Below are 25,561 nucleotides of genomic sequence, written 5' to 3'. Positions count from 1 at the left end.
TTGAGTGTGTGAAGTTCACCAGTCGATCTTCGTGCCGTCGTATTGCACGAAGCTGCCGTTGAACTCGCTGCGCATTGCACCCGCTTCTGCGATAACCGCGCGCATGCCGGCCACGCTGTGCGCGACGTCGATCGCCGCCGACGAACCGCCCATCTCCGTGCGCACCCAGCCCGGATGCAACGCGATGCACGTCGAGTGCCGCGTTTCCAGCGACGCCACCTTGAGCACCGCGTTCAACGCCGCCTTGCTCGCGCGATAGAGCCAGCCGGTCGTGCCGCTTGCCGTGCTGATGCTGCCCATCCTGCTCGACAGCACGGCAAGCACGCCGCCCGCTACATCGACGAGCGGCAGGAGCACGGGAATCAGTTGCATCGGGCCGCGCACGTTGGTGCGCATGACGTCGTCGAAGTCGTCGGCGCTGATCGTCTGCACGCCTTCGGTACGCGGGCCGTAGATACCCGAAACGATGACCGCGACGTCGAGCGTCTCGCCTTCCAGCTGCCACGCGAGCGCCGACACCTGCTCGGGCTGCGTGACATCGAGCGAAAAGGTCTGCGCGCCAAGGGCGTCGAGCGCATGCAGCGACGACTTGTCGCGCGCGGTGGCGAGCACGCGCCAGCCGTCGCGGCAGTAGACACGCGCGAACTCGTGACCGAGTCCACGCGAAGCGCCGACGATCAATACGGTTTTCATTTCGGGTCCTTGTCTGAAAGGCTCAGAACAACTCCACGCCCATCGCCGTCGCCTCGCCACCGCCGATGCACAGGCTCGCGACGCCGCGCTTCAGCCCGCGCTGCCTGAGCGCGCCGATCAGCGTAACGAGAATCCGCGCGCCCGACGCGCCGATCGGATGCCCGAGCGCACACGCGCCGCCGTGCACGTTCACCTTGTCGTGCGGCAGGTCGTGTTCGCGCATCGCGGCCATCGCCACGACGGCGAACGCTTCGTTGATCTCGTACAGGTCGACGTCGTTCGCGCGCCAGCCGCTCTTCTCGAAGAGCTTGCGGATTGCGCCGACCGGCGCCGTCGTGAAGAGCGCGGGTTGCTGTGCGAACGTGCTGTGCCCCGCGACGCGCGCAAGCGGCGTCACGCCGAGACGTTTGGCCGTCGATTCGAGCATCATCACGAGCGCCGCGGCGCCATCGGAAATCGACGACGAGTTCGCCGCCGTCACCGTGCCGTCCTTCGCGAACGCGGGCTTGAGCGTCGGGATCTTCTCGATGTTGGCCTTGAACGGCTGCTCGTCGCGATCGATGACGGTGTCGCCCTTGCGGCCCTTCACCGTGACGGGCGCGATCTCCCACTTGAACGAGCCGTCCTCGTTCGCCCGCTGTGCGCGTCGTAGCGACTCGATCGCGAATGCATCCTGCGCTTCGCGCGAAAACGAATACGACGATGCGCATTGCTCCGCGAACGTGCCCATCAGCCGGCCCTTTTCATAGGCGTCTTCGAGGCCGTCGAGGAACATGTGGTCGAGCACCTGGCCGTGTCCCATGCGCATGCCGGCGCGCGCCTTCGGCAACAGATACGGCGCGTTCGTCATGCTCTCCATGCCGCCCGCGACGGCCGTCTCGACGGAGCCCGCGAGCAGCATGTCGTGCGCGAACATCGCGGCGCGCATGCCCGAGCCGCACATCTTGTTGACGGTGGTGCAACCGGTCGCGAGTGTCAGGCCCGCGCCGAGCGCGGCCTGCCGTGCAGGCGCCTGGCCCTGGCCTGCGGGCAGCACGCAGCCGAACACGACTTCCTCGATCTGCTCGGGCGCGAGGCCCGCGCGCTCGCGTGCGGCCGAGATCGCGGCGGCGCCGAGTTCGGGCGCCGTCAACGATGCGAAGTCGCCCTGAAAGGCCGCCATCGGCGTGCGTGCCGCCGAAACGATGACGACCGGATCACGATTTGTCTCACTCATGTTTCAACTCCTTGATGACGCCTGCCACAACGGCAGGAATATCGCCGAGGCGCGCGGCATCGGAGGCGAGCACGTCGTTCTCCGTCGAATGCGCGCCGCCGCGAGCCAGTGCAGCGATACACGATTGATACGCCGGTTCGATCTGGTCCGGCGCGCTGATCATCATGCCCATGTTGCGCATGCGGCCGTCGTGCACGCCGTAGGTCCAGCCGTGCACGGTGAGTTCCTGGCCGCGCGACCACGCGTCGTCGACGATGGTCGTGCGGCACACGTTCAACGTCTGCTCGATGGTGTTCAGCTCGACCAGCCGGCGATGGCGCGCCGAACCCATCGGCCATTCGTCGAGCAGCGACGCATGCTTCTCACGCACGTCCTCGACGTGGCGCAGCCAGTTGTCCGCGAGACCGACGCGGTGGCCCATAAGCGCCGCGCCCACGCCCGAGCAGCCATAGTGGCCGACCACCATGATGTGCTTCACTTTCAGCAGGTCGACGGCGAACTGGATCACCGAAAGGCAATTCAGGTCCGAGTGCACGACCACGTTCGCGATGTTCCTGTGCACGAACACTTCGCCCGGCGGCAGGCCAATGATCTGGTTGGCGGGCACGCGCGAATCGGAGCAGCCGATCCACAGATACTCGGGCGCCTGCTGGTGCGCGAGACGCGAGAAGTACTCGGGGTCTTCGGCGAGCACGCGCTTCACCCACGACGCGTTGTTCTCGAACAGATGCGCGAGCGGGTGTTGAGGATTGATGTTGTCGTCAGTGATGTTCATGTTCGTGTCTTTTGGCGGCCGTTTGCAATCGCGCTCGCTCATGCGGCGCGCGCTGCGGCCGTAACCTTCTGATCCTGCCCGAAACGCTCCGGATAGCGGATGCAGAAGCGGGCCGATCGTTCATAGGGAAAGAAGTCGGCGAGTTCGCCGCGCAGCAGCTGGTCCTTGTTTCTTTGCCACAGCGCGGGATCGAAGAAATCGGCGTGATGGCGCATGAAGGCCTCGCGCACACGCGGGTCGCCGAGCAGGAACGTATTGTAGGTTTCCGGGAAGATGTCGTGAGGGCCGACGGTATACCAAGGCTCGCCCGACATCTCGTCTTCCTCGTAGCGCGGCGGCGGCACCTTGCGCACGTTGCAATCAGTGAGGTACTCGATCTCGTCGTAGTCGTAGAACACCACGCGGCCGTGGCGCGTCACGCCGAAGTTCTTGTAGAGCATGTCGCCGGGGAAGATGTTGGCCTGCATCAGTTCCTTGACCGCGTTGCCGTATTCCCTGATGCCGTGCTCGATGTCCGAGTCGCTGCCGTTTTGCAGAAAGAGGTTGAGAGGCACCATGCGCCGCTCGATATACAGATGCCTCAGGACGAGATTGTCGCCTTCGTATTCGATCATCGACGGCGCCTCGTTCTTCAGTTCGCGAATCAGCGTGTCGTCGAGCCTCGCGATCGGCAGCGCGACGCTCGAATATTCGAGCGTATCGGCCATGCGCCCGAGCCGGTCGTGGCGCTTCACCAGCTGGTACTTGTCCTTGATCTTCTTGCGCGTCGTTTCCTTCGGCGGGGGAAAATAGTCCTTGATCATCTTGAACACATACGGAAACGACGGCAGCGTGAACACGATCATCACCATTCCCTTGATGCCGGGCGCGACGACGAAGTGGTCGCTGGAATGCGACAGATGGTGCAGCAGGTCGCGATAGAACAGGTTCTTGCCCTGCTTCTGCAAGCCGACCGACGTGTAGATCTCCGCCTTTGGCTTGCCCGGCATGATCGAGCGCAGAAAGTGCACGTAAGCCGACGGCACTTCCATGTCGACGAGAAAGTACGAATGCGAGAAGCTGAAGATGATCAGCAACTGCTCGCGGCTCAGCAGCACGGTATCGAGCGCGAGCAGGCCGGGCCGCGTGTGGCGCACCGGCAAGGCGAACGGCACGACGCTATCGCCGTTGATGATGCGTCCAACGATATACGCGGCCTTGTTGCGAAAGAAGAGCGACGAGAGCGCATGAATCTGGAAATTCGGCGCGGCCTTGAAATCGCCGAGCACTTCGGCCATCGACTGCATCACGCACTGCACGTCGCGTGACAGGTCCTCGAATGGCGGTTCGAGCTGGAAGTTGGTGACGATGCGTTCGAGCGTCGGGGCCAGGCCGTCCCGCGCCGGGTAGTACGCGCGATACGTCGGCTTCGCCGCGGGTTCGTCGTTCTCGATGTATTCGGTCGAGATGGCCGGGCGCACGAAGATGAAATCGTTGTTGAAGTACGAGCGATGCAGGATCTTGCAGCACACCGAGTTGAAGAACGTCTCCGCGCACTCCGGCTGGCGATGCGATGTGAGCAAGCCGATGTAGTGCAGCTTGATCTGCTGCCAGACTTCGTCGTCGATATTCTCGGCGTCGTATTCGTCTTCGAGCAGCATCACGCATTCGTCCACGCGATCGTCATACGACATGATGCGGTCGCGCGCGAGTTGCTGCATGGCATGCCAGTCACACGCTTCGAAGAGCGTCTTCGCCTTGATTGCAGCGTCGCGAAACACGCGATAGTGACGGTCGAACCCTTCGAGCATCGTCTGCGCGACATCGAAGCCGATTTGCGACGAGAGCAGTTTGGGAAAGTGGTTCATGTCGACCTTGCACGTCGTATCAAGCCGCCCTGGATTTACGCGCACGCTTTTCAGCGCTCGCTGAAAGCAAGGCACGGCCTTGCTGCTCGTACTGCGCGAGCTCGGCGAGCGTCGCGTTCAGATCCTCCAGTTGCTGCTCCAGCACCTTGCGATGGGTGGCGATCGTGTCCAGAAATGCCTGCAGCTGCGCGACGGTGCCGGTTGGTGAATCGTAGAGATCGAGCAGCGTGCGAATTTCCGAGAGCGTGAAGCCGAGGCGCTTGCCACGCAGCGTGAGCCGCAGCCGCGTGCGGTCGCGCGCCGCATAGACGCGACGCAAGCCGCTCGGACCGTCGCGTGTCGGCGCGAGCAGGCCCTGATCTTCGTAGAAACGAATGGCGCGCGGCGTGACGTCGAATTCGCGCGCCAGTTCGGTGATCGTGTATTGCGTCTGTTGTTTCATCGCGAGCGCGATAGGTCCGCGGACGTTAATATGTACGTTTACGTTATCGTCAACCTCGCCAAATTGCAACGGCGCCGCAACCCGGAGATCCATGCGCGAATGAACGCCCTCGAACATCAACTCGACTACGTCTTTGCCGACGCGCTGCCCGAAGCCGGCAAAGTCATGGAAGCTTCGCCCGGCGTGTTCTGGGTGCGCATGCCGCTGCCGTTCGCGCTCGACCACATCAACCTCTGGCTCATGCGCGACGAAATCGACGGCGTGCGTGGCTGGACGATCGTCGATTGCGGCATTTCGGACGAAACGATCCGCGCGAACTGGGAGCGCGTATTCGAATCGCACCTCGACGGCCTGCCGGTGCTGCGCGTGATCGTCACGCATTGCCATCCGGACCATCTCGGTCTCGCGGACTGGATTTGCCGCGGTGGCGACAAGAAGCGCTGGAATGCGCGCCTGTGGATTTCGCTGGGCGAATACGCGATGGGCCGCGTAATGGCCGCCGGAGACGGTTCCAACGCGGGCGGCGAGCGTGCCGCACGGCACTTCGCGCGACACGGCCTCACCGATGAGGCATCGCTCGAAGCACTGAAAAAGCGCGACAGCTACTATCCCACGCTCGTGCCATCGATCCCGCCGCAATTCCGTCGCCTGCGTAACGGCGACACGCTGACGATCGGCGGCCGCGCCTGGGAAGTGGTGACGGGCTACGGCCATTCGCCCGAGCACAGCGCGCTCTTTTGCGCGGAGTCGAACGTCCTGATTTCCGGCGACATGGTGCTGCCGCGCATCTCGACCAACGTATCGGTGTTCGACATCGAACCGGAGGGCAATCCGCTCGCGCTGTATCTGGAGTCGCTCGGCCGGTATGAGACGATGCCCGCCGATACGCTCGTGCTGCCTTCGCACGGCAAGCCGTTTCGCGGGATGCATACCCGCATTGCGCAGTTACGCGATCATCACAAGGCGCGTCTTGCCGAAGTGCACGAGGCCTGCGCGACGAAGCCGCACAGCGCCGCCGATATCGTGCCGCTGATGTTCAAGCGTAAGCTCGACATCCATCAGATGACGTTCGCGCTCGGCGAGGCGCTCGCGCACCTGCATCTGCTATGGCTGAAAGGAGAGTTGAAGCGGGAAGTCGGCGACGATGGCGTGATCCGCTTTTCCCGCGCGTGACCACGCCATTTGCCGGTAACTACTGAACTGAAACGCTCGCGAAGTTCTGCCGCCCGAACGGGCTCACGCGATAGCCGCTCACATTGGCGCGCGTGAGCGCGGCGGCCGTCGGATACGCGAGCGGAATCCACAGCGCCTGATCGTGGATGATCTTCTGCGCGTCGATATAGGCCTTGGTCCGCTTGGCGACATCGGGCGTCGCCTTGCCGTCCGCGATCAGCTTGTCGAGTTGCGGGTCGCAGTAGCGCGCGAAGTTGATGCCCGACTTCACTGCGTTGCAACTGAATAGCGGCGAGAGATAGTTGTCGGGGTCGCCGTTGTCGCCGGCCCAGCCCATGAACAGCATGTCATGCTGGCCTTGCTTGGCCTCCTTGATCAGCTCGCCCCATTCGATCACCTTCACCTGCGCCTTCACGCCGATCTTCGCGAGATCGGCCTGCAGCAGTTCGGCGCCGGCCTTCGGATTCGGATTCAGCACGCTGCCGTTCGGACGCACCCAGATCGTCGTTTCGAAGCCGTTCGGGAAGCCTGCGTCGGCGAGCAGCTTCTTCGCCTTGTCCGCCGAATACGCATACGGGCTCACCGCCTTGTCGTAGCTCCACGTGTTCGGCGGATACGGATTCACGGCGGCCGTCGCGGTGTTCTCGAAGACGGTCTTCAGGTACGTGGTGCGATCAAACGCTTGGTTGAGCGCCTGGCGCACCCTCGGATTGTCGAGCGGCTTCTTCTGCGTATTTAGCGCGACGAACGCCGTCATGAACGCCGGTGTTTCGCTGACTTTCAATGCCTTGTCGTTCTTCGCATCGAGCACGTCCTGCGGTTTCGGCGAGAGCGCGATCTGGCATTCGCCCGCCTTGATCTTCTGCGCGCGCACCGATGCATCCGGCGTGATCGCGTAGATGAGCCGATCGATTTTCGGCTTCGGCCCCCAGTACGACGGATTGACGTCGTAGCGGATCACCGAATCCTTCGTATAGCTCTTCAGCACGAACGGTCCAGTGCCGATCGGCTTCGCGTTCAGGTCGGCCTGCTGGTTCGCCTTCAGCAACTGATCGGCGTATTCGGCCGAATAGATCGATGCGAAGCCCATCGTGAGGATCGGCACGAAGGTCGCGTTAGGCTCGTTGAGTTCGAACTTGACGGTGTTGTCGTCGACCTTGCTCACCGACTTAATCAGCTTCACGAGCCCCATCGATTGCGCGTGCGGGAAGCCGCTCGCACCCGCGACCTTGTGCCACGGATTGCTGTCGGAGAGCATGCGCTCGAAGGTGAACACGACGTCGTCGGCGTCAAGCTTGCGCGCCGGCTTGAAGTAGTCGGTGCTCTGGAACTGCACGTTCGGTCGCAGATGGAACGTGTAGGTGAGGCCGTCTTCGCTCACGTCCCACTTTTCCGCGAGGGCGGGCGTCACTTTCTTCGCGGCTTCGTCGTAGGAGACGAGCGTGTTGAAGATCACGTCCGCCGACGCGTTGGTCGTGACGAGCGAGTTGAACTGCACGACGTCGAAGCCGTCGGGGCTCGATTCGGTGCAGACGGTAAGCGGCTTCGCCATTGCGAGGATCGGCATGGCGACGAGCGCGGCGGCCGCAAGCAGATTGAGGCGCATGAGTTCTCCCGTGACCCTGAGGGTCGATTGATCGTTACGTTCTTTATCGTTCGACGGCGCGCAAACCGGATGCAAGCCGCGCGCCCGCGCCGGTAGATTATCGAACGCGACCTACGGCGACAACGATCCGATCGCCATATCCATATGTGCGCCGCGAGACGCGCCTTGCCGAATCGTGGCGCGCGGGCTACACTTCACCCCGTCTTTGGGGAGTAGCCTTCCTTCCGCCTTCGGAAGGAGAACGCGTCAACATCCTCGGCTTTTCTGCCGTGGCGCGTTCGACCGCGAGTTCATCCGCTCGGTTTGGCGAGACCATTGATGCATCGTGTCGTTCCTGGTCGGACGGCGCGCGATGCATCATGGTTCGCTGACGTCCGACCGTGGAATCATCGTGTCCCCACAACTCATAAAACAATCCCCCGCACGCGCCGTCACCAGCGCGAATGTCTCCGTGCACGCCTCGTCGCGAGGTGCCGCATGACGATGCTTTTCATTGAACTCGCGCTGATGCTGGCCGTCATTCTCGTGGCGTCCGAATTCTTCACGAACGCGCTCGAACATCTCGGAGAACGGCTCGGCATCTCCGAAGGCGTGACCGGCTCGCTATTCGCCGCCGTCGGCACGGCGCTCCCCGAAACGACCGTGCCGATCATCGCGCTGCTCGGCGGCACCGCGAGCCGGGCGGTCAACGAGGAGATCGGCGTCGGCGCGATTCTCGGCGCGCCACTCATGCTCGCGACGCTCTCCACCTGCCTGATGACGCTTGCGATCCTGAAGTCGCGCGGCATGCGTGGGGTGATTTCACCGGAACGCAGCGGCTTCACGCGCGATCTCAACTTCTTCCTGTGCGCATTCGCCATCGCGGCCGGCGCGATGTTCGTGCCGCACCACGCGTGGCAGGTGCGGGCGCTCTTCGCGGCGAGTCTCGTCGGCGTGTACGTGGTGTATGTGATATCGACGTTCAGGGCATCGGCGGGACTCGTCGAAAGCGGCCACGGCACCGAGGCGCCCGAACGGCTTTTCGTCTCGCGACTCGGCCTGCCGACCTCGCTCGCCACGATCGTGCTTCAGTTCGCCATCGGGATCGCGCTTCTGGTCGGTGGCGCGAAGGGCTTCATTCACGGCGTGGAAGGCGTGTCGCAGGTGCTGGGCGTGTCGGCGCTGCTGCTGTCGCTGATTATCATTCCGATCGCGACCGAACTGCCGGAGAAGGTGAACAGCATCCTCTGGGCTAGGCGCGGCAAGGACACGCTGGCGTTCGGCAACATCACGGGCGCGATGGTGTTTCAGGGCACGCTGCTGCCGGCCATCGGCATCATGCTGACACCCTGGGAACCGCGTGTCGAAGTGCTCACGGGCGTTCTGATCACGCTCGCCGCGGCCGCGTGGCTGCGCTTCAATGCACGGAGCAATGGCGTGGTGTTGTGGGCGCTGCTCGGCAACGGCGTGCTGTACGGCGCGTATCTCACGCTGACGCTCGGGCGCTGAAAAAACGGCCGCACAAATAAGAAATGCCCGCCGAGGCGGGCATCAAGAGCGAAGCATTGCGCCGTGCTTCGACGCGTCGTTCTTGTTGTTGTTATTAAGGTTATCGGCTGTCGCTGGAAAAACTTTAGAAGCGTGCTGCCTGCTGATAGCGGCTCGCGGCGCTGGCGCGTTCCATCGAGCGCCGATGGTTCGCGACGAGCGCTTCCTGCGCAATCCCGGCCGCCTGCGTCACCGCTTCGATGCTCGACTGGATCTTGCGGATCGTCGCGAGCGCGTCGGCGGGCTGATCGGCCTGTAGCGACATCAGGAGCGGCGCGCGCGCTTCGGCGAGTTCCGCCGCGCGCGGCCAGTCGCACCCGGCCGTCGCCGCTTCGATCTGTTCCGTCAGTGCCCAGGCTTGCTGAATCACATCGTGCTGGTTCATTGCGTTGCGGTCCCCGGGATTACTTGTTGGTCGCCATCGCGCCGGCGCTGTTGGTGCCGCCGAAGAGCTGCGTGAGATAGCTCGACTGGTTCGACATCTGCGACATCAGCGTGTTGAGCGCCGTGAATTGCGCGTTATACGACGTAGTGAGCTGCGCCGTATAGGCGGTCAGCTGCGTCTGCTGATCGGCGATGCTTTGCAGGTCGGCGTTGAGCGCGGTCGTGCGCGTGTCGATGATGCCGCCCGTCTGCAGGAACGACGTCAGGCTGGTGTTCAAAGTCGCGGCGACGCCGGTCGTCGAGTTGAAGAGCGAGGAGACCGTGCCGGGGTTGCTCGTCAGTGCCGCCTTGAGGGCGTCTTCGTCGGTTTTCAGCGAGCCGTCGGGCTGCAGCGTGATGCCGATCGATGCGAGGTTGACCTGGTTCGTACCCACGCCCACGCCCTTGCTGATCGTGCTCGACAGCGTGTTGCGGATCATGTTCATCATCGAGTCGCCGAGCAGCGCGCCGCCCTGCGAACCCTTTGCCTGCGTCGAATCGAACGCGGTCAGCGACGATGCCGTGCTGATGAAGTTGTTATAGGCCGTCACGAATCCGTCGATGGCGGTCTGCTGGCCCGTCGTGTCCTGCGCGACCGTGAGGGTCTGCGTGGTGCCGACCGCATCGGCCGTCAGGGTCAGCGAAACGCCCGTCAGCGCGCCCGTGACCGTGTTGGTCGCGCTCGTCGCGGCTGTGCCGGCGATCGTGAAATTGGCGTCCATGCCGGCCGTCGTCTGCGTCCAGTTCGACGAATTGACCGCTGTTTGCGCGGGCGTCGTGACGCCGTTCGAGGTCGTGGCGCCGGAGTAGGTCGTTACGACGTTGAGATTGCTCAGGCCGTTGTCGGTGGTCGGTGTGACCGAAACGTTGATGCCGTTCGCCTGGCCGGTCGACGACGAGCGCAGCACGAGGTGCGCGCCATCCGTGCCGTTGACGATGGTGGCCGTGACGCCGGGATTGCCCGTGCCCGAGTTGATCGCAGAAGCGATGCCCGCGAGCGTGTTATTGGTCGAATCGATGTTGATCGACATGCTCTTGCCGCCGATCGACAGGTTCATCGTGCCCGTGCCGAGCTGCGCGGTGCTGCTGAACGCGCCCGAGGTGATGGACTGCGACGTGGCGATGTTGCTCACCGAAACGGCGTAGCTGCCGGCCACGGCGCCGGTGCTTGCCGTGCCCGTCAGACCCTTGCCGCTGCCGGTCGCCGTGAAGGCGTTGAGCGTGGTGCCGTCGGCGAGCGAGCTGGCTGCGCTTTGCAAGAGCGACAGCACGGATTTCAGCGTGCCGACCGCGGTGAGTTGCGTGTTGTCCTTGGTTTGCTTCGAGGTGAGCGCGTCGGTCTGGCCCGCCACCTTTGCATTAACGATCGCGGTAACGAGGGAGTTCACGTCCATCGACGAATTGGTCGAGCCGCTGATGATCGACTGGGCGGCCTGCTGGACTGCACTGTTCGGGTCGACTGTGGACGCCGACGTGGTTGCTACCGTGGACATGTATGACTCCGCTCCTGGCGATTGCCTGATCGGTTGAGGAATGCCTGCTCAGAAATGACAGGGTGATGCGTAAAACAGAAATGCCGATCGGGAGGCAAGCCTCCCGGTGTACTTCGTCCGGCGCGCGGTACGGCGTGCGCGCCGGTCATGGCCATGACGATGCTTAGCCGAGGAGCTTCAGGACCTGCTGGGGCATCGAGTTCGCTTGCGCCAGAACCGAGATGCCTGCTTGCTGCAGCACTTGCGCCTTGCTCAGGTTCGCGGTTTCCTGCGCGAAGTTCGCGTCGGTGATCTGCGATTGAGCGGACGACAGGTTAGTGGCCTGTGCGGTCTGCGTGGCGGCCACCGAACTGAAGCGGTTCTGCACGGCGCCCAGCTGAGCCTGCAATGCGTTGACCGAGTTCAGTGCGTTGTCGACCGCTTCGATCGCCGACGATGCACCGTCGGTCGCGCTGATGTCGATCTGCGACACTTGGGGCGGCTTGCTGTTCGCGTTCAGCGTCGCGAGTTCCGTCGTTTGTGCGGTGGTGGCCGACGGCACGTTGGTGCTGTTCAGCGTGATGCCGCCCGCGGTCGTGAGGCTGCCGAACACGTTGGACGAGTCGAACGTACCCGTTGCGGTCGTGCCGTCGCCGAGGGACTTGTTGTCCTGGTCGGTGAACGTGTAGCCGCCGTTGCCGTCGGCAATGACGTTGACCGAGGTGATCGCGGCGGAGCCGCTGGTGACCGCTGCGCCCGAAGCGTTCAGGGAGAGACCGTCGATCGTGCCGACGACCGTGCCCTTCTGCGGGGTGCTGCCGCCGAGCGACAGGGCCGAGACGTTCGCGCCCGTGCCGAGGTCGATCGTGATCGACTGGCCGACGTTCGCGCCGACCTGGAACGTCTTGCTGCCGGCGGTGCCGTCGAGCAGGTTCGTGCCGTTGTACGTCGTTTGCGACGAGATGCGGTTGATTTCGCTGATACGCTGCGTCACTTCCTTTTGCAGCGACGTCTTGTCGGCCGTCGACAGCGAGCCGCTCGATGCCTGCACGGCGAGCTGGCGGATACGCTGAAGGTTGTCCGTGATCTGGCTCAGACCGCTCGATGCCGTCTGGACCATCGACACGCCGTCGTTGGCGTTCGACACGCCTTGATTCAGGCCGTTGATCTGCGAGGTCATGCGCGAAGCGATGGCGAGGCCTGCTGCGTCGTCAGCTGCGCTGTTGATGCGCTTGCCCGACGAAAGGCGCGTAATCGCCGACGACAGGGCGCTCTGCGTGCCATTCAGGTTTTGCTGGGCGACCAGCGAGTTGATGTTGCTGTTAATACCGATCATGTTATTTCTCCAATGAGGCCTGGCAGGTGTTTCGTCTGTTGACAAAGCCGTTTATGGCGGAAGCGTCCGTCGTTTTGTCTGGCCGCTTGTTTAGGTTTTCGGCCCGTCTTCGGCAAACTTTAGGCGTCTCATTGCATTTGCCTGCGGAATGTCGAAGAAGCCTTGTGCCGCACGCTTCCTGAAGGGCAAACGTTTGTCGCCGCCACCCCGGATCGCGCGCCGGACTGCCCCGATCGGGACTGCGGCGCACGGCTTTGCCGCTGCCTCAGGCCTCGAACGTGGCGGGTGCTTCGCCTGCGCACCAGCGCTGCCACATCTTGCGCACCGCGCGCGAAAAGCCCGCGGCCACCGTGTCCGCCGCGAACGACGGCGACTGCATGCAGCGCTCCCGCATGCCGTCGCGAATCTGCGCGAGCCTCTGTATATCGGCGGCGCACGCCACACCCTTAGCCACAAAGTCGGCGCTGTCCTTCGCGACGAAGTCCTCGAGCCCCGCATGGGAGAGCGCCGAGATGCTGCCCCGGCTCGCGATCAGGTCGCCCGGGACGGTGAGCGTCGGCACGCCCATCCACATGGCCTGCAGGGTGGTCACGCCGCCGGCGTAGGGGAACGTGTCGAGCGCGATGTCGACGTCGAGGTGATGCGCGAGATACCTTTCCAGCTGGGCGCGATGGCGGAATTCAAGGCGGCTTGCCTCGACGCCTTCCTTCGCGAACCACTCGGTGAGGATCGTGTGACTGTTGTCGCGCGGCATGCCGGCGATCATCATGCGGGCGTCCGGCAACGCCCGCAGCAGTTCGGACCAGAGCGCGATCGTGCGCGGACGGAGCTTGTTGAAGCGGTTGAAGCTGCCGAATGTGATGTGGCCGTTGCGCAGCGCGGGAAGCGCGTTGAGCGGCGGCGCGGCTTCCGGCGGCTGGAAGGCCGCGAACGCAGGCAGATACGCAATCTTCTCCGTGAACTGGCCGTCGATCTGCTCGCGCGGCACATAGAAGCGATCGGCGATGTAGTAATCCATCGACGTCATGCCGGTCGTGCCGAGATAGCCCATCCATGTCGCCTGGACCGGCGCCGGCTTGCGTGCGAAGGTCAGGAGCCGGTTGTAGCCGGTATGGCCGGACAGGTCGATCAGCACGTCGATGCCGTCCGCGCGGATCTTGTCGGCCAGCGCAGCGTCCGGGAGGCCGGAAATGTCATGCCAGCGCTCGACGAGCGAACGCAGCCTGTGCGTGACCTCGTCGTTCACGGAACGGTTGTAGTAGGCGTGCACGGACACGCTCGGGTCGTTCGCCAGATGGCGGAAGACCGGCTCCATGAAGACGGCGACAGGGTGCTTGTTGAAGTCGCCGGACACGAAGCCGACGCGGATGCGGCGGTTCGGATCGCTGGCGTTGCGATGCTTCTTCCAGGTGCCGAGCAGCGGCTTTTCGCATTGTTCGGCGAAGTACAGGTGCTGCTGGAAGAGCGCCTTCGGATCGATGTCGTCCTTGTGCGTCAGGCAGAACAGCATGTTCTCGTGCGCGCCGTCGACATTCGGCTTCAGTTCGATCGCACGCCGGTGATGCGCTTCGGCTTCGTCGACGAGCGCCTGATCCAGCAGGATGACGCCGAGCGTGTCGTGAGCCTGCGCCGAGAGCGGATCGATTTCGATCGCACGGCGGCACGCCGCCTGCGCTTCGTCGAGACGCAGCATGGAGCGCAGCGTCATGCCGAGAATGCGGTGCGCCTCGCCATAGTTCGGGTCCTGCGCGATCATCGTGCGGCACTCGGCTTCGGCTTCGAAGAATTTGTCGCAAAGACGCAGGGCGTCCGCGAGGATGCGGCGCGCATCGATGAAATCGGGCCGCAGTTCCATCAGACGGCGCAGCGCGGCGATACCGCGTTTCAGATCCATCAGCTTGACGGAACCGACGCCGATGATCTCCCAGCCGAACTCGAACGCCGGATCGCGCGTGGTCAGCGTGCGCGCGAGCGCGACGGCTTCCTCGATGCGTCCGGCGGAATAGTGCGCGCGCAACTGGCTGAGTTCCTGGGGCGTGGGCGAAGTGCGGCCGTCGTTCGCCGCGACGGCTTCGCGCGCTTGTGTCGCCTCGCGCAGTTCAGCGGCGAGCCGGTCGATCGCCGGCCCGTTCACGCCTTGCGTGCGCGCGAGGTCGAGCACGAGATTCGCCGCGGCGACCTGGCCGCTGCGCGTCAGCACGTCGACATAGTTGGCCCAGTAGATGTGCTGCGTCGGATCGGTGCCGATCGCGGCCTCGAAGAACGGCACGGACGCTTCGTACTGGCCGCGCTGGGCTGTCAGCATGCCCAGGTTGAAGTTCGCGTCGGCGTGCGCGGGCCGCGCGTCGAGTATCAGGCGATACAGCGTTTCGGCCTCGTCGAGGTGCAAGGTCTGATGCCGTTCGATGGCGGCCTCGAGCACGTGCACGAGGTCCCGATCGAATTGCTGTTCTTCGGTAAGCGGCCTGCGGGCAGACGGCTCGTTCGATTCGTTCGATGCGTTCATAGTCTCGGCAATACAGGGATGTTGCGGAATTATCGGCGTGCGTCCTGGGAAGCGAAGCGCGGAACTGGGCCGGAAAACCGCTCCTGTTCGTCCGATTCGCGCGCAAGCTCCATTCGGATAGCGCCAGCAGCCGCGGGCGTTCGCGCGTATCCTCTTTCGTCCGTCCCAATCGCTACCGGAGCCCTCATGCAAAAACGCACCATCGGAACCTCGGACCTGCAGGTCGCACCGCTCGTCTTCGGCGGCAATGTCTTCGGCTGGACCGCCGACGAGCGCACGTCGTTCTCTATCCTCGATGCCTTCGTCGACCACGGCCTGAATTTCGTCGATACCGCCGACGTCTACTCCGCCTGGGTCGACGGCCACAAGGGCGGCGAGTCGGAGACCATCATCGGCAAGTGGTTCAGGCAAAGCGGCAAGCGCGACAAGATCGTGCTCGCGACCAAGGTCGGCATGCTGAGCACGCGGTCGGGTCTGTCGGCGGCGAACATCGCGGCCGCTGTCGACGATTCGCTGCGGCGCTTGCAAACGGATTACATCGACGTCTATTTTTCGCACCTCGACGACGACAAGACGCCGTTCGACGAGACGCTCGGCGCGTACCAAAAGCTGATCGATGCGGGCAAGGTGCGGGTGATCGGCGCGTCGAACTACTCGGGCGCGCGGCTGGAGGAGGCGCTGAAAGTATCGAAGGACACGGGGTTGCCGGCGTACCAGGTGCTTCAGCCCGAATACAACCTGTACGACCGTGAAGGCTACGAAACCGGTCTCGAGCCTGTCGCCGAGAAGCACACGATCGCCGTCGTCACGTATTTCAGCCTGGCGAGCGGCTTTTTGAGCGGCAAGTACCGTTCGAAGGACGATCTGAAAAACGCGGCGCGTGGCTCGCGGGTCGAGAAATATCTGAACGACCGCGGCCTGAAAATCGTCGATGCGCTCGTCGAGGTCGCAAACCGGCACGGCACGACGCCCGCGACCGTGGCGCTGGCGTGGGTGATCGCGCGGCCGAGCGTGACGGCGCCGATCGCGAGCGCGACGTCGGTCGAGCAGCTCGAAAGTCTGGCAGCGGCGACGCACCTCACGCTCTCCGCCGACGACATCGACGTGCTCAATAAGGCGAGCGCGCCGGCCAGGTAGCCGAAAAATCCAATCACATCAGAGAGTTGGGATCTTGGCGATTCGCAAGCTATCTGGTAACATCGCGCCCGAATCGAGATTTTTGCCCGACGGCGCGGTGTTTCTGCGCTGCGCCCGGCGGCCCGAAGTGCGTCATTTCAGAAGTTCTTCTCAAGTGCGCATGCCGCTTCGGCGGTCAATCCCAACTCTCTCTTTTCCGGCCTCCGTGGCCGCTTTGCTCGTGTCCGCCGTGTTGGGCGGACGATCGGAGTGCCGGCGCGTGGTACGGGCCGCAAGATCCGTCCTCGCAGTCAGAAATACGTTTAGCGATTTAGGAATTCCATGACCACTATTGTTTTGAAAGAAAACGAGCCGTTCGACGTGGCGATCCGCCGCTTCCGTCGCACGATCGAAAAGAACGGCCTGATCGCCGAGTTGCGTGAACGCCAGTCGTACGAAAAGCCGACGACGGCTCGCAAGCGCAAAAAGGCAGCGGCCGTGAGCCGTCTGCGCAAGCGCCTGCGCAGCCAGATGCTGCCGAAGAAGATGCACTAAGCGTCTGTCTTCGCGCCGCGGTCCTGAAGAGCTGCGGCAAAGCAAAAGGCGGTGCGACCCTCGGGTCGCACCGCCTTTTGCTTTATATCAGCGTGTTCGCGATGAAATTCAGATGAACGCGTGGCGCTTGCCAAGGGCCGTGAGCAGACGAGGCCACTGGTCGACGCTGGCGTCGTCGTGAACCTGCTCCAGTTCGCACAGCAATTCGACGATGCTCGGATCGTATGCATTCACCTCCGATGCATACAGCGCGCGCAGCAGATTGCCGTCTTGCGCGTGCCGATAGTACGAAATGCCGGTGCCTTCGATGTCCGGATGATAGACCTCGTCGTTCACGAGCGATCCAATCGCGCACTTGTGGCCGTTCGGGCTGCGCAGCCGGCACGAGCCGTTGTCGTCTTCCGACACGGCCCGCTGGCTCAGCAGATGAGCGCACACGCGCTCGTAAATGTCTCTTGCGGTCAACATCACAACACCTGCAACACTCATGCAGCGGTTTTCAGAAGGTCAGCCGAGAGGCCGAATTGACGAGCGATCGATGCCAGCCGCTCGCGCCATTCCCATTTGCCGAACACGTCGTGCACGTTCTGCAGACAACTGAGTAGCTCGACAGTGGTCGGATCGAACACATTGATGCGCGAGCGCAGCAGCGCTCGCTTGAGCGCCGCAACGCCGACGTCCATATAAGGCGGCACGCCTTCCGGCGCTCTCGCGATATAGCGGATGGGCACGCCTTCCATCGCGGTCATGTAGTCGCGCGGTTTGATGAAGTTGCCGACAGGGCAGCCACCGCAATAACCGCGATACGCGCCGCCGCCGTGCGGCAGCAGGGCGGCTTGCCCCTGACCGAACAGATGCAGAACAGCGCGGTTGAAAATCTCCTGATGTGTCAGGAAGTTCAGGCTTTTCATGTTCGTTCCCCCTGCGCCCCTGCGCAGCGGCCAATCGTTGAATTTCGAGCAACCCGCACTTTCAGTATCGGACGTCGGTGGCAGCGTGATAGAGCGGCCGCGTACATAAACGACGCGATGTTTCGAGTCCTGAATCTACTTCGAGTGCTGTGGTTTTCCCGGCCTGGGCGTCCGATACGGGAGCCCTGTCGTGCTCGCGAGGCGATCGTCCTCGATGAAGGGCCTTGTCTCATCGCCAGTTATAGCGAATCGGCCCGGTAAAAAGGTGCGCCAGCACACGCGAATGCGCAATTCTGACACGGTGCGAACGATCGTGCAGCGCGTCAAATTCGGAGCGATCCGTTGCCGGACAAGCAATTCCGCGTGCTTCACCGCAAAAAAAGCCGGCTCTATCGGGACTTTCCCGGGTGTCAGAAAAAAATCCCCCTAAACGTTGCGAAAAAGCAAAAGTTTCCGGATATGAAATGATCAATTAGCGTCGGGTGCGGGGTCCACCGGCTTGTTTGCCGATTTACGGCGCGGCTTCGTGTCGTTCTTCGCTGCGTCGCCCGAGTTTCTCGCGCTTCGGGAGAGGCAGCCTTTCTCGTGATCGTTGACCATGCCGGTAGCCTGCATGAACGCGTAGCAGATGGTCGTGCCGATGAACTTGCAGCCGTACTGCTTGAGCGCACGGCTGAGCGCATCGGACTCGGGCGTCGATGCGGGCGCCTGACTGTAGGAATCGCGCGGCGTGTCGATGGGTGCGTCGCCGACGAACGACCACACGAACGCCGCGAACGAACCGTGCTCGGCCTGAATGCGCTTGATCGCCTGCGCATTGAGAATTGCCGATTCGACCTTCGCGCGGTTGCGCACGATGCGCGCATCGCCGATGAGTCGCGCCACGTCCTCTTCCTTGAAAGCCGCGACCTTGTCGACGTCGAAGCCTTTGAAGAGATCGCGATAACCTTCGCGCTTGTTCAGGATGGTCGACCACGAAAGCCCGGCCTGCGCGCCTTCGAGTACGAGCATTTCGAAGAGATGGCGGTCGTCGCGTGAAGGGACGCCCCATTCGGTGTCGTGATAGTGGGCCATCGCGTCCGTCGACGCCCAGCCGCAGCGGTGCTGTTCCTTTGCCATCGTCCGTTCCCCGGATTTATGTCTGCGCCAGCATAGCGGAATGCGCGGCGCCGGCCACCTCGTCCATTCGGCCAATTGGCGGCGCGCGGCCGCACCGGTAAGCTTGCGGGCATGACTCATTCAGACCATACAAACCACTATCTGCTAGGCGTCGACGGCGGCGGCAGCGGCACCCGTGTCGTCCTCGCGGATGCACACGGAAACGAACTCGCACGCGCGACAGGCGGGCCGTCGGGCCTCGGGCTCGGCGTCGAACGCGCATGGCGCGAAATCGAAGCGGCCTGTGCGCGCGCGTTCGAAGCGGCCTCGCTTTCGTTCGACTGGCGCGCATGCGCCCTCGGCTGCGGACTGGCGGGCGTGAACCACGCCGGCTGGCTCGCGCAGTTCCACGCGACGGCGCCCGCGGTCCGCGCGCTTGCCGTCGAAAGCGACGCGTACACGACACTGCTCGGCGCCCACGGCGGCAAGCCGGGCGTCATCGTCGCGCTCGGCACGGGCAGCATTGCGGCGGCGCTCGACACACAAGGCGCGTGCCGGATCGCGGGCGGCTACGGCTTTCCGAGCGGCGACGAGGCGAGCGGGGCGTGGCTCGGCCTGCGCGCCGTCGTGCATCTGCAGCAGGTACTCGACGGCCGCGCCCCGCCGGACGCCTGGTCCGACGCGCTTTTCGTGCTGACGGGCGCGCCGGATCGAGACGGGCTGGTCGTCTGGTGCTGCGGTGCAAACCAGACTGCTTACGCGACGCTCGCGCCGAGTGTCTTCGAGCATCGCGAGCACCCCGTGGCGGCGGCGCTGCTTGCCGACGCAGGGCGCGAGATCGAAAAGCTGGTCGCTGCGCTGGATCCGCACGCCGCGCTTGACGTGGCGCTCTGCGGCGGCCTCGCCGCGCCGTTCGGGCCGTTCGTGCCGGCTCACCTGCGCGAGCGTCTGCGCGCGCCGCTTGCGGATTCGGCTGCCGGCGCGCTCCAACTCGCGCGACGGGCGGCGGGCCGGGAGGGCGCGGCGCAGGGCACGCCGGCCGCTTCGGGCCGTGCAGGCTAAAATGTCGGACTTCACGTTCGCGCGCACACCGAAGGCATCCATGTATCCAGTCATCGCAACCGATCTCGACGGCACGCTCCTCAACAGCGACCACCAGGTCGATCCCTTCACGATCGAAACCGTTCGCCGGCTCGAAGCGAGCGGCATTCGCTTCGTTATCGCTACGGGGCGCCATTATCGCGATGTCGCCGGCATTCGTGACGTTCTGGGTATCGACGCGTACCTGATCACGTCGAACGGTGCGCGCGTGCACGCACCCGACGACACGCGCATCTATTCGCGCGACCTCGAACCCGCGGCTGTGCGGCGTCTGGTGCAGCCGGATCTCGCGGGCGGCGGCGGACGCGTGATCGTCAATCTCTTTGCCGACGACGCGTGGCTGATCGACCGCCATGCGCCCGAACTGCTGGTTTTCCACCAGGATTCGGGTTTCAAGTACGAAGTCATGGATTTGCGCGAGCACGACGGCGAGGGCGTCGCGAAGGTGCTCTACATCGGCGAACCGAAGGATCTGAAGGAAACGGCCGCCAATCTGGAGCGCGAATTCGGAGATGCGCTCTATGTCACGTATTCGCTGCCGGATTGCCTGGAAGTGATGACGGCGGACGTCTCGAAGGGGCGCGCGTTGCGCTTCGTGCTCGACGAGCTCGATCTCGACCCGGCGCACTGCGTCGCGTTCGGCGACAACATGAACGACATCGACCTGCTCGAAACCGCCGGGCATCCGTTCATGATGAACAACGCGAATCCCGATCTGATCAAGCGTCTGCCGGACGTGCAGCGCATCGGCAACAACTTCGAGGCGGGCGTGGCGCACCATCTTCGCAAGCTGTTCGGCATTGTGGACGAACTGGCCTCGCCGGGGCAGGTGCCGGATTGAGCGGGCGATAACGCCGCCGGCAGATAAAAAAAGGGAGCGCCGCGGCGCTCCCTTTCCGCTTCACGCATTATCCACGATGATTCCAGCCGCCGCGGTCGTTGTTCCATCCGTGGCCGTTGTTCCAGCCGGTGCGGTTCCAGCGGCCGTTGTCGTGGCGGTCGTCCTGCCAGCGCGGCTCGTCATGGTGCCAACGCGGTGCGCTGTACACCGGCGCCGGACGGACATACACCGGGCGGGGCTGCACATAGGCCGGGGCGTAGGCCGGCGCGCCGAGCGAAACACCGATGCTCACGCCGGTATGCGCCTGGGCGACGCCGACGGCGCCAATGACAAGACCGGTCGCTGCGAGAAGATGAGTGACGATGCGCTTCATGTTGTTTCTCCTGGATGGCGACGTCTGTCGCATGAATCCAATTTAAGCGTCCGCCGTCTTACATGCTTCGACCAGTTGTTACCGTCTGCAAGTGTGGTATAAGGCTTAGCGCGTTCAGGAGGATGGGTTGCGCAGGGCCGCAGAGCCTTGTCGATATTGGCTGAGCGCGTCGGGTGCCGCGACGGTGACGCCAAGCGCAGCGAATCCGGAAGGCGCCCTTGTAAACGCGCATTACATTTGTCGCCGGCAATTCATATTCCGAAGGGCGCTGCCCAGCGAAACGGGCGCCGAAGCGCCCGCTTTCCACTGCGTTTTCGCGAAAAATGCCGCGCGCGTTCAGTGCTTGCCGCGCGCCAGCTTCGGATAAACCACGCCCGCGATGACCGCACCGACGATCGGCGCAATCCAGAACAGCCACAGCTGGTCGATTGCCGCGCCGCCGACGAAGAGCGCCGGGCCGGTCGAGCGTGCCGGGTTCACCGACGTGTTGGTGACCGGAATCGAGATCAGGTGGATGAGTGTCAGACACAGGCCGATCGCGATCGGGGCGAAACCGGCCGGCGCGCGACTGTCCGTCGCGCCGAGAATCACGAACAGGAAAAAGAATGTCATCACGACTTCGCAGACGAGCGCCGCGACCATCGTTTAGTGGCCCGGCGAGTGCTCGCCGAAGCCGTTCGTCGCGAAGCCGCTCGCGACCAGATCGAAGCCGGGCGCGCCGTTCGCGATAACCGAGAGACGTACGCGCCGAGAACCGCGCCGATCACCTGGGCGACGATGTACGGCGCGAGGTCGCGCGCCGGGAAGCGGCCGGCGACCGTCAGGCCGACGCTGACCGCCGGGTTCAGGTGGCAGCCGGAGATGTGGCCGATGGCGTAGGCCATCGTGAGCACGGTGAGGCCGAAGGCGAGCGAGACGCCCGCGAGCCCGATGCCGACGTGCGGGGAAGCGGCTGCGAGGACGGCGCTTCCGCAGCCGCCGAGCACGAGCCAGAAGGTACCGAAAATTTCAGCGCCGAGACGCTTTGCTAATTGCATGATGCTGCTTATCCTCAAAAGATGATTAAGCCGGGTGATCGACAAGACGTGGCGACGGCATAACGAAATAACGGACTTGATTTGCGTCCATTCGGGGTCGAAGTTTAATGTCGGCGGAACGGCCCGTTTGTCAACAATGGTTAACTGACTTTTAAATGGTCGAATCTTTTTCGGGATAAACAGGCTTTGTGCGTTGATTTGACTAAATCCGCATATTTGGAATTTTCGAAGGCGATGAATTGCATCTTTTTGTCGGCCCGGCTAGGCTCTCGTCCCATTCCGATTTGATAAAACAGGGAGTTCGAAATGTCGAAATATCTGGAGTTGAAAGCGCAGATATCACAACTTCAGGCACAGGCCGAGAGGTTGCGGCAGGAGGAGGTAGAGGCGGTCGTCGCGCAGATTCGCCAGCAGATCCTCGAATACGGGCTGACGCCGCAGGACCTCGGGCTGGCAGTCGTGAAACGCGGCCGGCCGCCGAAAAAGGAACCCGTGCCGCCGATGTATCAGGACCCGAAGTCGGGCGCGACGTGGAACGGCCGCGGCAAACCGCCGAACTGGATTGCCGGAAAAAATCGCGAGCGCTTTCTTATCGTTCGATGAACACGCGAAGTTTCCGTTATTCCAAAAAAAATGCCGCCTCGAAAGGCGGCATTTTTTCTGTCGATTGTCGCGACGCGTCTTAATGCGAATTCAGATTAAACGGGAAACGTCTCATCAGTACGCATTAAGCCGGGCATCAACCCACTGCGACCTGACGCAAAACCGGACGCTTTGCAGCCTGAAGCATCGACGTATAGCTTTCGACGTAATTCTGCGCCATTGTCTTCGAGCTGAAACGGCGTTCGAATTGCGCGCGAATTTCCGTGCGCGACAGTTCGTCGATTCGTTGCAGCGCGCCGACGGCACCCTGCACGTCCTCACAGATATAACCCGTCACGCCGTGATCGATCACTTCCGGCACCGAACCGCGATTGAACGCGATCACCGGCGTGCCGCAGGCCATCGCCTCGATCATCACAAGGCCGAAAGGCTCGTTCCAGTCGATCGGGAACAGCAGCGCCTTCGCGCCCGACAGGAATTCCGGCTTCTGCGCCTCGTTGATCTCGCCGACGAATTCGACGTGCGCCTGCGACAGCAGCGGCTCGATCGTCGACTTGAAGTATTCCTGGTCGGCCTTGTCCACCTTGGCGGCGATCTTCAGCGGCAGACCGCTTTGCGCGGCGATCTTGATGGCGAGATCGGCGCGTTTTTCCGGACAGATACGGCCAAGGAACGCGAGATATTCCGGCTTCTTGCTGGTCTGCGGCGTCAGCAGGTTCTCCGGCAGACCGTGGTAGATCGTGTTCAGCCACGCCGCCTGCGGCAGCGGCACGCGCTGCGAGTCGGAGATCGAGATCACCGGCGCCTTGGTGAACGTGTTGAAGATCGGCTGAAGTTCCGGCAAGTCGAGGCGGCCGTGCAGCGTTGTGACGAACGGCGTGTCGAGCCGCGAAAACAGCGAAAACGGCATGTAATCGAGGTGGAAGTGCAACACGTCGAATTCATGGGCGCGTTGACGGACGGTCTCCAGCAATAGCATGTGCGGCGCGATCGCGTCGCGGATCGACGGATCCAGGCGCAGCGCGCGCGGCCAGGCCGGTTCGAGCGTTGCCTTGGTTTCGGAGTCGCCGCTCGCGAAAAGCGTCACATCGTGGCCGAGGTCGACGAGTGCGTCGGTGAGGTAGGACACCACGCGCTCGGTGCCGCCGTAGAACTTCGGGGGAACTGCTTCGTGCAACGGTGCAATTTGTGCGATTCGCATATCGTGACTCTCCTGTTCATGAGGGCACCGCATATTCACGCCCCGGTCGAGCGTTGACGCGCATGCCTGTCGGACGGACAACGGTTTGCCGCCGTCCGAGATCGGCCCGGAAATCGACCGGGTTATCCCTTACGTTCATTATCGATAACGAGCCCGGCATTTCACCTTATTTTTCAATCGCTTAACCTTGTTACAGGACGAAACACCGCCTGTTACGAAGCGCGCGAATACGCGCGAAAAGCCCGTGCTTAAAGGCTTTGCGCACGATCCCAGCGAATTTCACCGCGGCGAGCGCGCGGACACCTCAGCAGTTTCCGGACCACGCCACAGCAGTTTCCGGGCCACGCCCGTCGCGCCGGGGCCCCGCCGGTGCGGGCTGTGCGGGCTTTTCACCGGATTGCTTCAGTAATTTCAAATCCTGCCGATAATCCGGCCATGCATGCGTCGAATACAGCGTTTAATTCCGTGTAGGAAATATTCCTACACGGAATTACGCATCGTACTGTCGGCAAATCGGAATGTTTGTCCGATACCGCGCCGCCGCCGATTCGCCGAAAATCCGCCTGAACATTAAAGGAGCGGGCCGATATTCCTTTTTGCATTTCTGGAATTCGAGCAAACGTTTCCACATTGCCAGACCAGGCAGGGTTTCGACTCGGGGAAAAAATGACGACCGGTAATGCCAGCATGCTCGCGGAAATCCGCGAGCTGAATCTGTCGTACTTGCTGCTCGCGCAACGCCTTCTTCAGGAAGACCGGCCTAGCGCGATGTTTCGCATGGGACTGTCGGAGGCGATCGCGGACGTCCTCTCCTCGCTGAATCTGGCGCAGCTCGTGAAGATCGCGGCATCGAGCCAGATCCTGTGCCGTTTCCGCTTCGACGACCACACGATCCTCTCCTCGCTCGCCGACAAGGGCAAAAGTGCCGCGCTCGCGCAATCGCACGCGGCGATCCTGATGGCGAACCAGCCGGCCGGCGAGATCGGCTGATCGGCGCATGAAGGCTCAACGGTTTTAATCAGGCAAACGCACAGTCCGGTTCCCTATGGCGACGAAAAGCGTGGTGGCGGAAGTCCGCGAAATCACCCTGGCGATCGAACTGATCGAACTGGGCGCGCGGCTGCAGCTGCTCGAAGCGGAGACGAGCCTGTCGCGCGACCGGCTCATCCGTCTCTATAAGGAACTGAAAGGCGTTTCGCCGCCGAAGGGCATGCTGCCGTTCTCCACCGAATGGTTCATGACCTGGCAGCCGAACATCCATTCGTCGCTGTTCTACGGCATCTACCGGTTCATCAGCCAGCACGGCGGCTGCGACACGATCCAGTCGATCGTGAAAAGCTACCGGCTCTATCTCGAACACATCGAACTCCACGGCGACGAACCGATCCTGAGCCTCACGCGCGCATGGACGCTGGTGCGCTTCTTCGACTCCGGGATGCTGCAGACGAGCACCTGTTCGCGCTGCACCGGACATTTTGTCGCACACGCGTACGACTTGCGCCAGGGCTATGTCTGCGGGCTGTGCCAGCCGCCGTCGCGCGCAGGCAAGACGCGCAAGGCGAGCGCGGCGCGCGCGGCCGAAGCCGAGACTGGCGCGACAGGCGAGGCAGAGCTGGCGGCGTAGCCGCATCGATCGGCGCGGCGCCACGTCTCCGCGTGGCCGGGCACGCGCGCCGACGCGGGTTTGATCGTTTGCCCGCGCCGATCTT

At 63.2% G+C, this 25,561-nt stretch carries 25 protein-coding genes, 1 pseudogene and 1 riboswitch; of the genes and pseudogenes, 9 read left to right on the top strand and 17 right to left on the bottom strand.

Annotated features, from left to right (window positions below; genetic code table 11):
- Positions 1-15: 15 nt before the first annotated feature.
- Genes AWB81_RS10710 through AWB81_RS10690 form a run of 5 tightly spaced genes read right to left on the bottom strand, consistent with a single transcriptional unit; the run spans position 16 to position 4,973 of the window.
- Positions 16-693: an SDR family oxidoreductase gene (locus tag AWB81_RS10710; RefSeq protein ID WP_062634986.1), complete on the bottom strand. Its 678-nt coding sequence runs from the start codon at positions 691-693 to the stop codon at positions 16-18.
- 22 nt (positions 694-715) lie between these two features.
- Complete coding sequence (locus AWB81_RS10705; RefSeq protein ID WP_062634984.1) at positions 716-1,909, bottom strand: acetyl-CoA C-acetyltransferase; 1,194 nt, start codon at positions 1,907-1,909, stop codon at positions 716-718.
- A complete protein-coding gene (can, locus tag AWB81_RS10700; RefSeq protein WP_062635039.1) occupies positions 1,902-2,684 on the bottom strand; it encodes a carbonate dehydratase in 783 nt (260 codons plus the stop codon). The genes AWB81_RS10705 and can overlap by 8 nt, the downstream gene beginning before the upstream one ends.
- A gap of 38 nt (positions 2,685-2,722) precedes the next feature.
- The gene (gene aceK, locus AWB81_RS10695) at positions 2,723-4,531 is read right to left on the bottom strand and encodes a bifunctional isocitrate dehydrogenase kinase/phosphatase (RefSeq protein ID WP_062634982.1); all 1,809 of its coding nucleotides are present in this window, start codon (positions 4,529-4,531) and stop codon (positions 2,723-2,725) included.
- Between the two features lie 19 nt (positions 4,532-4,550).
- On the bottom strand, positions 4,551-4,973 hold the full coding sequence (locus AWB81_RS10690) for a MerR family transcriptional regulator (RefSeq protein ID WP_062635038.1): 423 nt from the start codon (positions 4,971-4,973) through the stop codon (positions 4,551-4,553).
- Between the two features lie 99 nt (positions 4,974-5,072).
- On the opposite strand from AWB81_RS10690, the gene AWB81_RS10685 reads away from it, so the two are divergent.
- On the top strand, positions 5,073-6,146 hold the full coding sequence (locus AWB81_RS10685) for an MBL fold metallo-hydrolase (protein ID WP_062634980.1): 1,074 nt from the start codon (positions 5,073-5,075) through the stop codon (positions 6,144-6,146).
- Positions 6,147-6,165: 19 nt separating this feature from the next.
- Here AWB81_RS10685 and AWB81_RS10680 read toward each other — a convergent pair whose 3' ends face one another.
- Positions 6,166-7,752 carry an ABC transporter substrate-binding protein gene (locus AWB81_RS10680; protein WP_062634978.1) on the bottom strand — a complete coding sequence of 529 codons (1,587 nt, stop codon included), beginning with the start codon at positions 7,750-7,752 and terminating at the stop codon, positions 6,166-6,168.
- Between the two features lie 195 nt (positions 7,753-7,947).
- Positions 7,948-8,128, top strand: a riboswitch (yybP-ykoY riboswitch).
- Positions 8,129-8,229: 101 nt separating this feature from the next.
- On the opposite strand from AWB81_RS10680, the gene AWB81_RS10675 reads away from it, so the two are divergent.
- Positions 8,230-9,240: a sodium:calcium antiporter gene (locus tag AWB81_RS10675; protein WP_062634976.1), complete on the top strand. Its 1,011-nt coding sequence runs from the start codon at positions 8,230-8,232 to the stop codon at positions 9,238-9,240.
- A 124-nt stretch (positions 9,241-9,364) separates the two neighbouring features.
- Here AWB81_RS10675 and AWB81_RS10670 read toward each other — a convergent pair whose 3' ends face one another.
- From AWB81_RS10670 to AWB81_RS10655, 4 genes are all read right to left on the bottom strand, one after another.
- A complete protein-coding gene (locus tag AWB81_RS10670; protein ID WP_062634974.1) occupies positions 9,365-9,664 on the bottom strand; it encodes a hypothetical protein in 300 nt (99 codons plus the stop codon).
- Between the two features lie 19 nt (positions 9,665-9,683).
- Positions 9,684-11,195: a flagellar filament capping protein FliD gene (gene fliD / locus AWB81_RS10665; protein ID WP_062634972.1), complete on the bottom strand. Its 1,512-nt coding sequence runs from the start codon at positions 11,193-11,195 to the stop codon at positions 9,684-9,686.
- Positions 11,196-11,358: 163 nt separating this feature from the next.
- Positions 11,359-12,510, bottom strand: a complete 1,152-nt coding sequence (locus tag AWB81_RS10660) for a flagellin (protein ID WP_062634970.1) — start codon at positions 12,508-12,510, stop codon at positions 11,359-11,361.
- Between the two features lie 265 nt (positions 12,511-12,775).
- Positions 12,776-15,016, bottom strand: coding sequence for an O-linked N-acetylglucosamine transferase, SPINDLY family protein (locus AWB81_RS10655; RefSeq protein ID WP_087134880.1), 2,241 nt, complete (start codon positions 15,014-15,016; stop codon positions 12,776-12,778).
- 186 nt (positions 15,017-15,202) lie between these two features.
- On the opposite strand from AWB81_RS10655, the gene AWB81_RS10650 reads away from it, so the two are divergent.
- Positions 15,203-16,153: an aldo/keto reductase gene (locus AWB81_RS10650; RefSeq protein ID WP_062634968.1), complete on the top strand. Its 951-nt coding sequence runs from the start codon at positions 15,203-15,205 to the stop codon at positions 16,151-16,153.
- Between the two features lie 321 nt (positions 16,154-16,474).
- On the top strand, positions 16,475-16,687 hold the full coding sequence (gene rpsU, locus AWB81_RS10645) for a 30S ribosomal protein S21 (RefSeq protein ID WP_035942296.1): 213 nt from the start codon (positions 16,475-16,477) through the stop codon (positions 16,685-16,687).
- A gap of 108 nt (positions 16,688-16,795) precedes the next feature.
- Here rpsU and AWB81_RS10640 read toward each other — a convergent pair whose 3' ends face one another.
- The 4 genes from AWB81_RS10640 to AWB81_RS10630 form a co-directional block, all read right to left on the bottom strand.
- Complete coding sequence (locus tag AWB81_RS10640; protein WP_062634966.1) at positions 16,796-17,155, bottom strand: hypothetical protein; 360 nt, start codon at positions 17,153-17,155, stop codon at positions 16,796-16,798.
- A gap of 17 nt (positions 17,156-17,172) precedes the next feature.
- On the bottom strand, positions 17,173-17,598 hold the full coding sequence (locus AWB81_RS10635) for a hypothetical protein (RefSeq protein WP_062634964.1): 426 nt from the start codon (positions 17,596-17,598) through the stop codon (positions 17,173-17,175).
- 229 nt (positions 17,599-17,827) lie between these two features.
- Positions 17,828-18,070 carry a hypothetical protein gene (locus AWB81_RS44640; protein WP_144444125.1) on the bottom strand — a complete coding sequence of 81 codons (243 nt, stop codon included), beginning with the start codon at positions 18,068-18,070 and terminating at the stop codon, positions 17,828-17,830.
- Entirely contained in the window at positions 18,067-18,717 is a 651-nt protein-coding gene (locus AWB81_RS10630; protein WP_167306346.1) for a DNA-3-methyladenine glycosylase I, read from the bottom strand. The genes AWB81_RS44640 and AWB81_RS10630 overlap by 4 nt, the downstream gene beginning before the upstream one ends.
- Before the next feature lie 111 nt (positions 18,718-18,828).
- Here AWB81_RS10630 and AWB81_RS10625 point away from each other — a divergent pair, with 111 nt between their 5' ends.
- Together AWB81_RS10625 and AWB81_RS10620 are read left to right on the top strand one after the other, a co-directional pair.
- The gene (locus AWB81_RS10625; RefSeq protein ID WP_062635036.1) at positions 18,829-19,758 is read left to right on the top strand and encodes a glucosamine kinase nucleotide-binding domain-containing protein; all 930 of its coding nucleotides are present in this window, start codon (positions 18,829-18,831) and stop codon (positions 19,756-19,758) included.
- 40 nt (positions 19,759-19,798) lie between these two features.
- Positions 19,799-20,638: a Cof-type HAD-IIB family hydrolase gene (locus AWB81_RS10620; RefSeq protein ID WP_062635034.1), complete on the top strand. Its 840-nt coding sequence runs from the start codon at positions 19,799-19,801 to the stop codon at positions 20,636-20,638.
- Between the two features lie 67 nt (positions 20,639-20,705).
- Here AWB81_RS10620 and AWB81_RS10615 read toward each other — a convergent pair whose 3' ends face one another.
- Together AWB81_RS10615 and aqpZ are read right to left on the bottom strand one after the other, a co-directional pair.
- Complete coding sequence (locus AWB81_RS10615; protein WP_062634961.1) at positions 20,706-21,011, bottom strand: PXPV repeat protein; 306 nt, start codon at positions 21,009-21,011, stop codon at positions 20,706-20,708.
- A 336-nt stretch (positions 21,012-21,347) separates the two neighbouring features.
- Positions 21,348-22,048: pseudogene (gene aqpZ, locus AWB81_RS10610) on the bottom strand (aquaporin Z).
- 306 nt (positions 22,049-22,354) lie between these two features.
- Here aqpZ and AWB81_RS10605 point away from each other — a divergent pair.
- Entirely contained in the window at positions 22,355-22,651 is a 297-nt protein-coding gene (locus AWB81_RS10605; RefSeq protein WP_062634959.1) for an H-NS histone family protein, read from the top strand.
- Positions 22,652-22,787: 136 nt separating this feature from the next.
- Here the strand turns inward: AWB81_RS10605 and AWB81_RS10600 are convergent, their stop codons facing one another.
- Complete coding sequence (locus tag AWB81_RS10600) at positions 22,788-23,852, bottom strand: glycosyltransferase family 4 protein (RefSeq protein ID WP_062634957.1); 1,065 nt, start codon at positions 23,850-23,852, stop codon at positions 22,788-22,790.
- A gap of 666 nt (positions 23,853-24,518) precedes the next feature.
- Here AWB81_RS10600 and flhD point away from each other — a divergent pair.
- A complete protein-coding gene (gene flhD, locus AWB81_RS10595) occupies positions 24,519-24,842 on the top strand; it encodes a flagellar transcriptional regulator FlhD (protein WP_062634955.1) in 324 nt (107 codons plus the stop codon).
- Positions 24,843-24,897: 55 nt separating this feature from the next.
- The gene (gene flhC / locus AWB81_RS10590; RefSeq protein WP_062634953.1) at positions 24,898-25,476 is read left to right on the top strand and encodes a flagellar transcriptional regulator FlhC; all 579 of its coding nucleotides are present in this window, start codon (positions 24,898-24,900) and stop codon (positions 25,474-25,476) included.
- The last annotated feature ends 85 nt before the right edge of the window (positions 25,477-25,561 follow it).

Origin of the sequence: Caballeronia arationis (assembly GCF_001544975.2) — a bacterium.
In the GTDB taxonomy this organism is placed as follows: Bacteria; Pseudomonadota; Gammaproteobacteria; order Burkholderiales; family Burkholderiaceae; genus Caballeronia; species Caballeronia arationis.
Note: the sequence above shows the minus strand (reverse complement) of the source record. Positions and strands in the feature narration are given on the sequence as shown.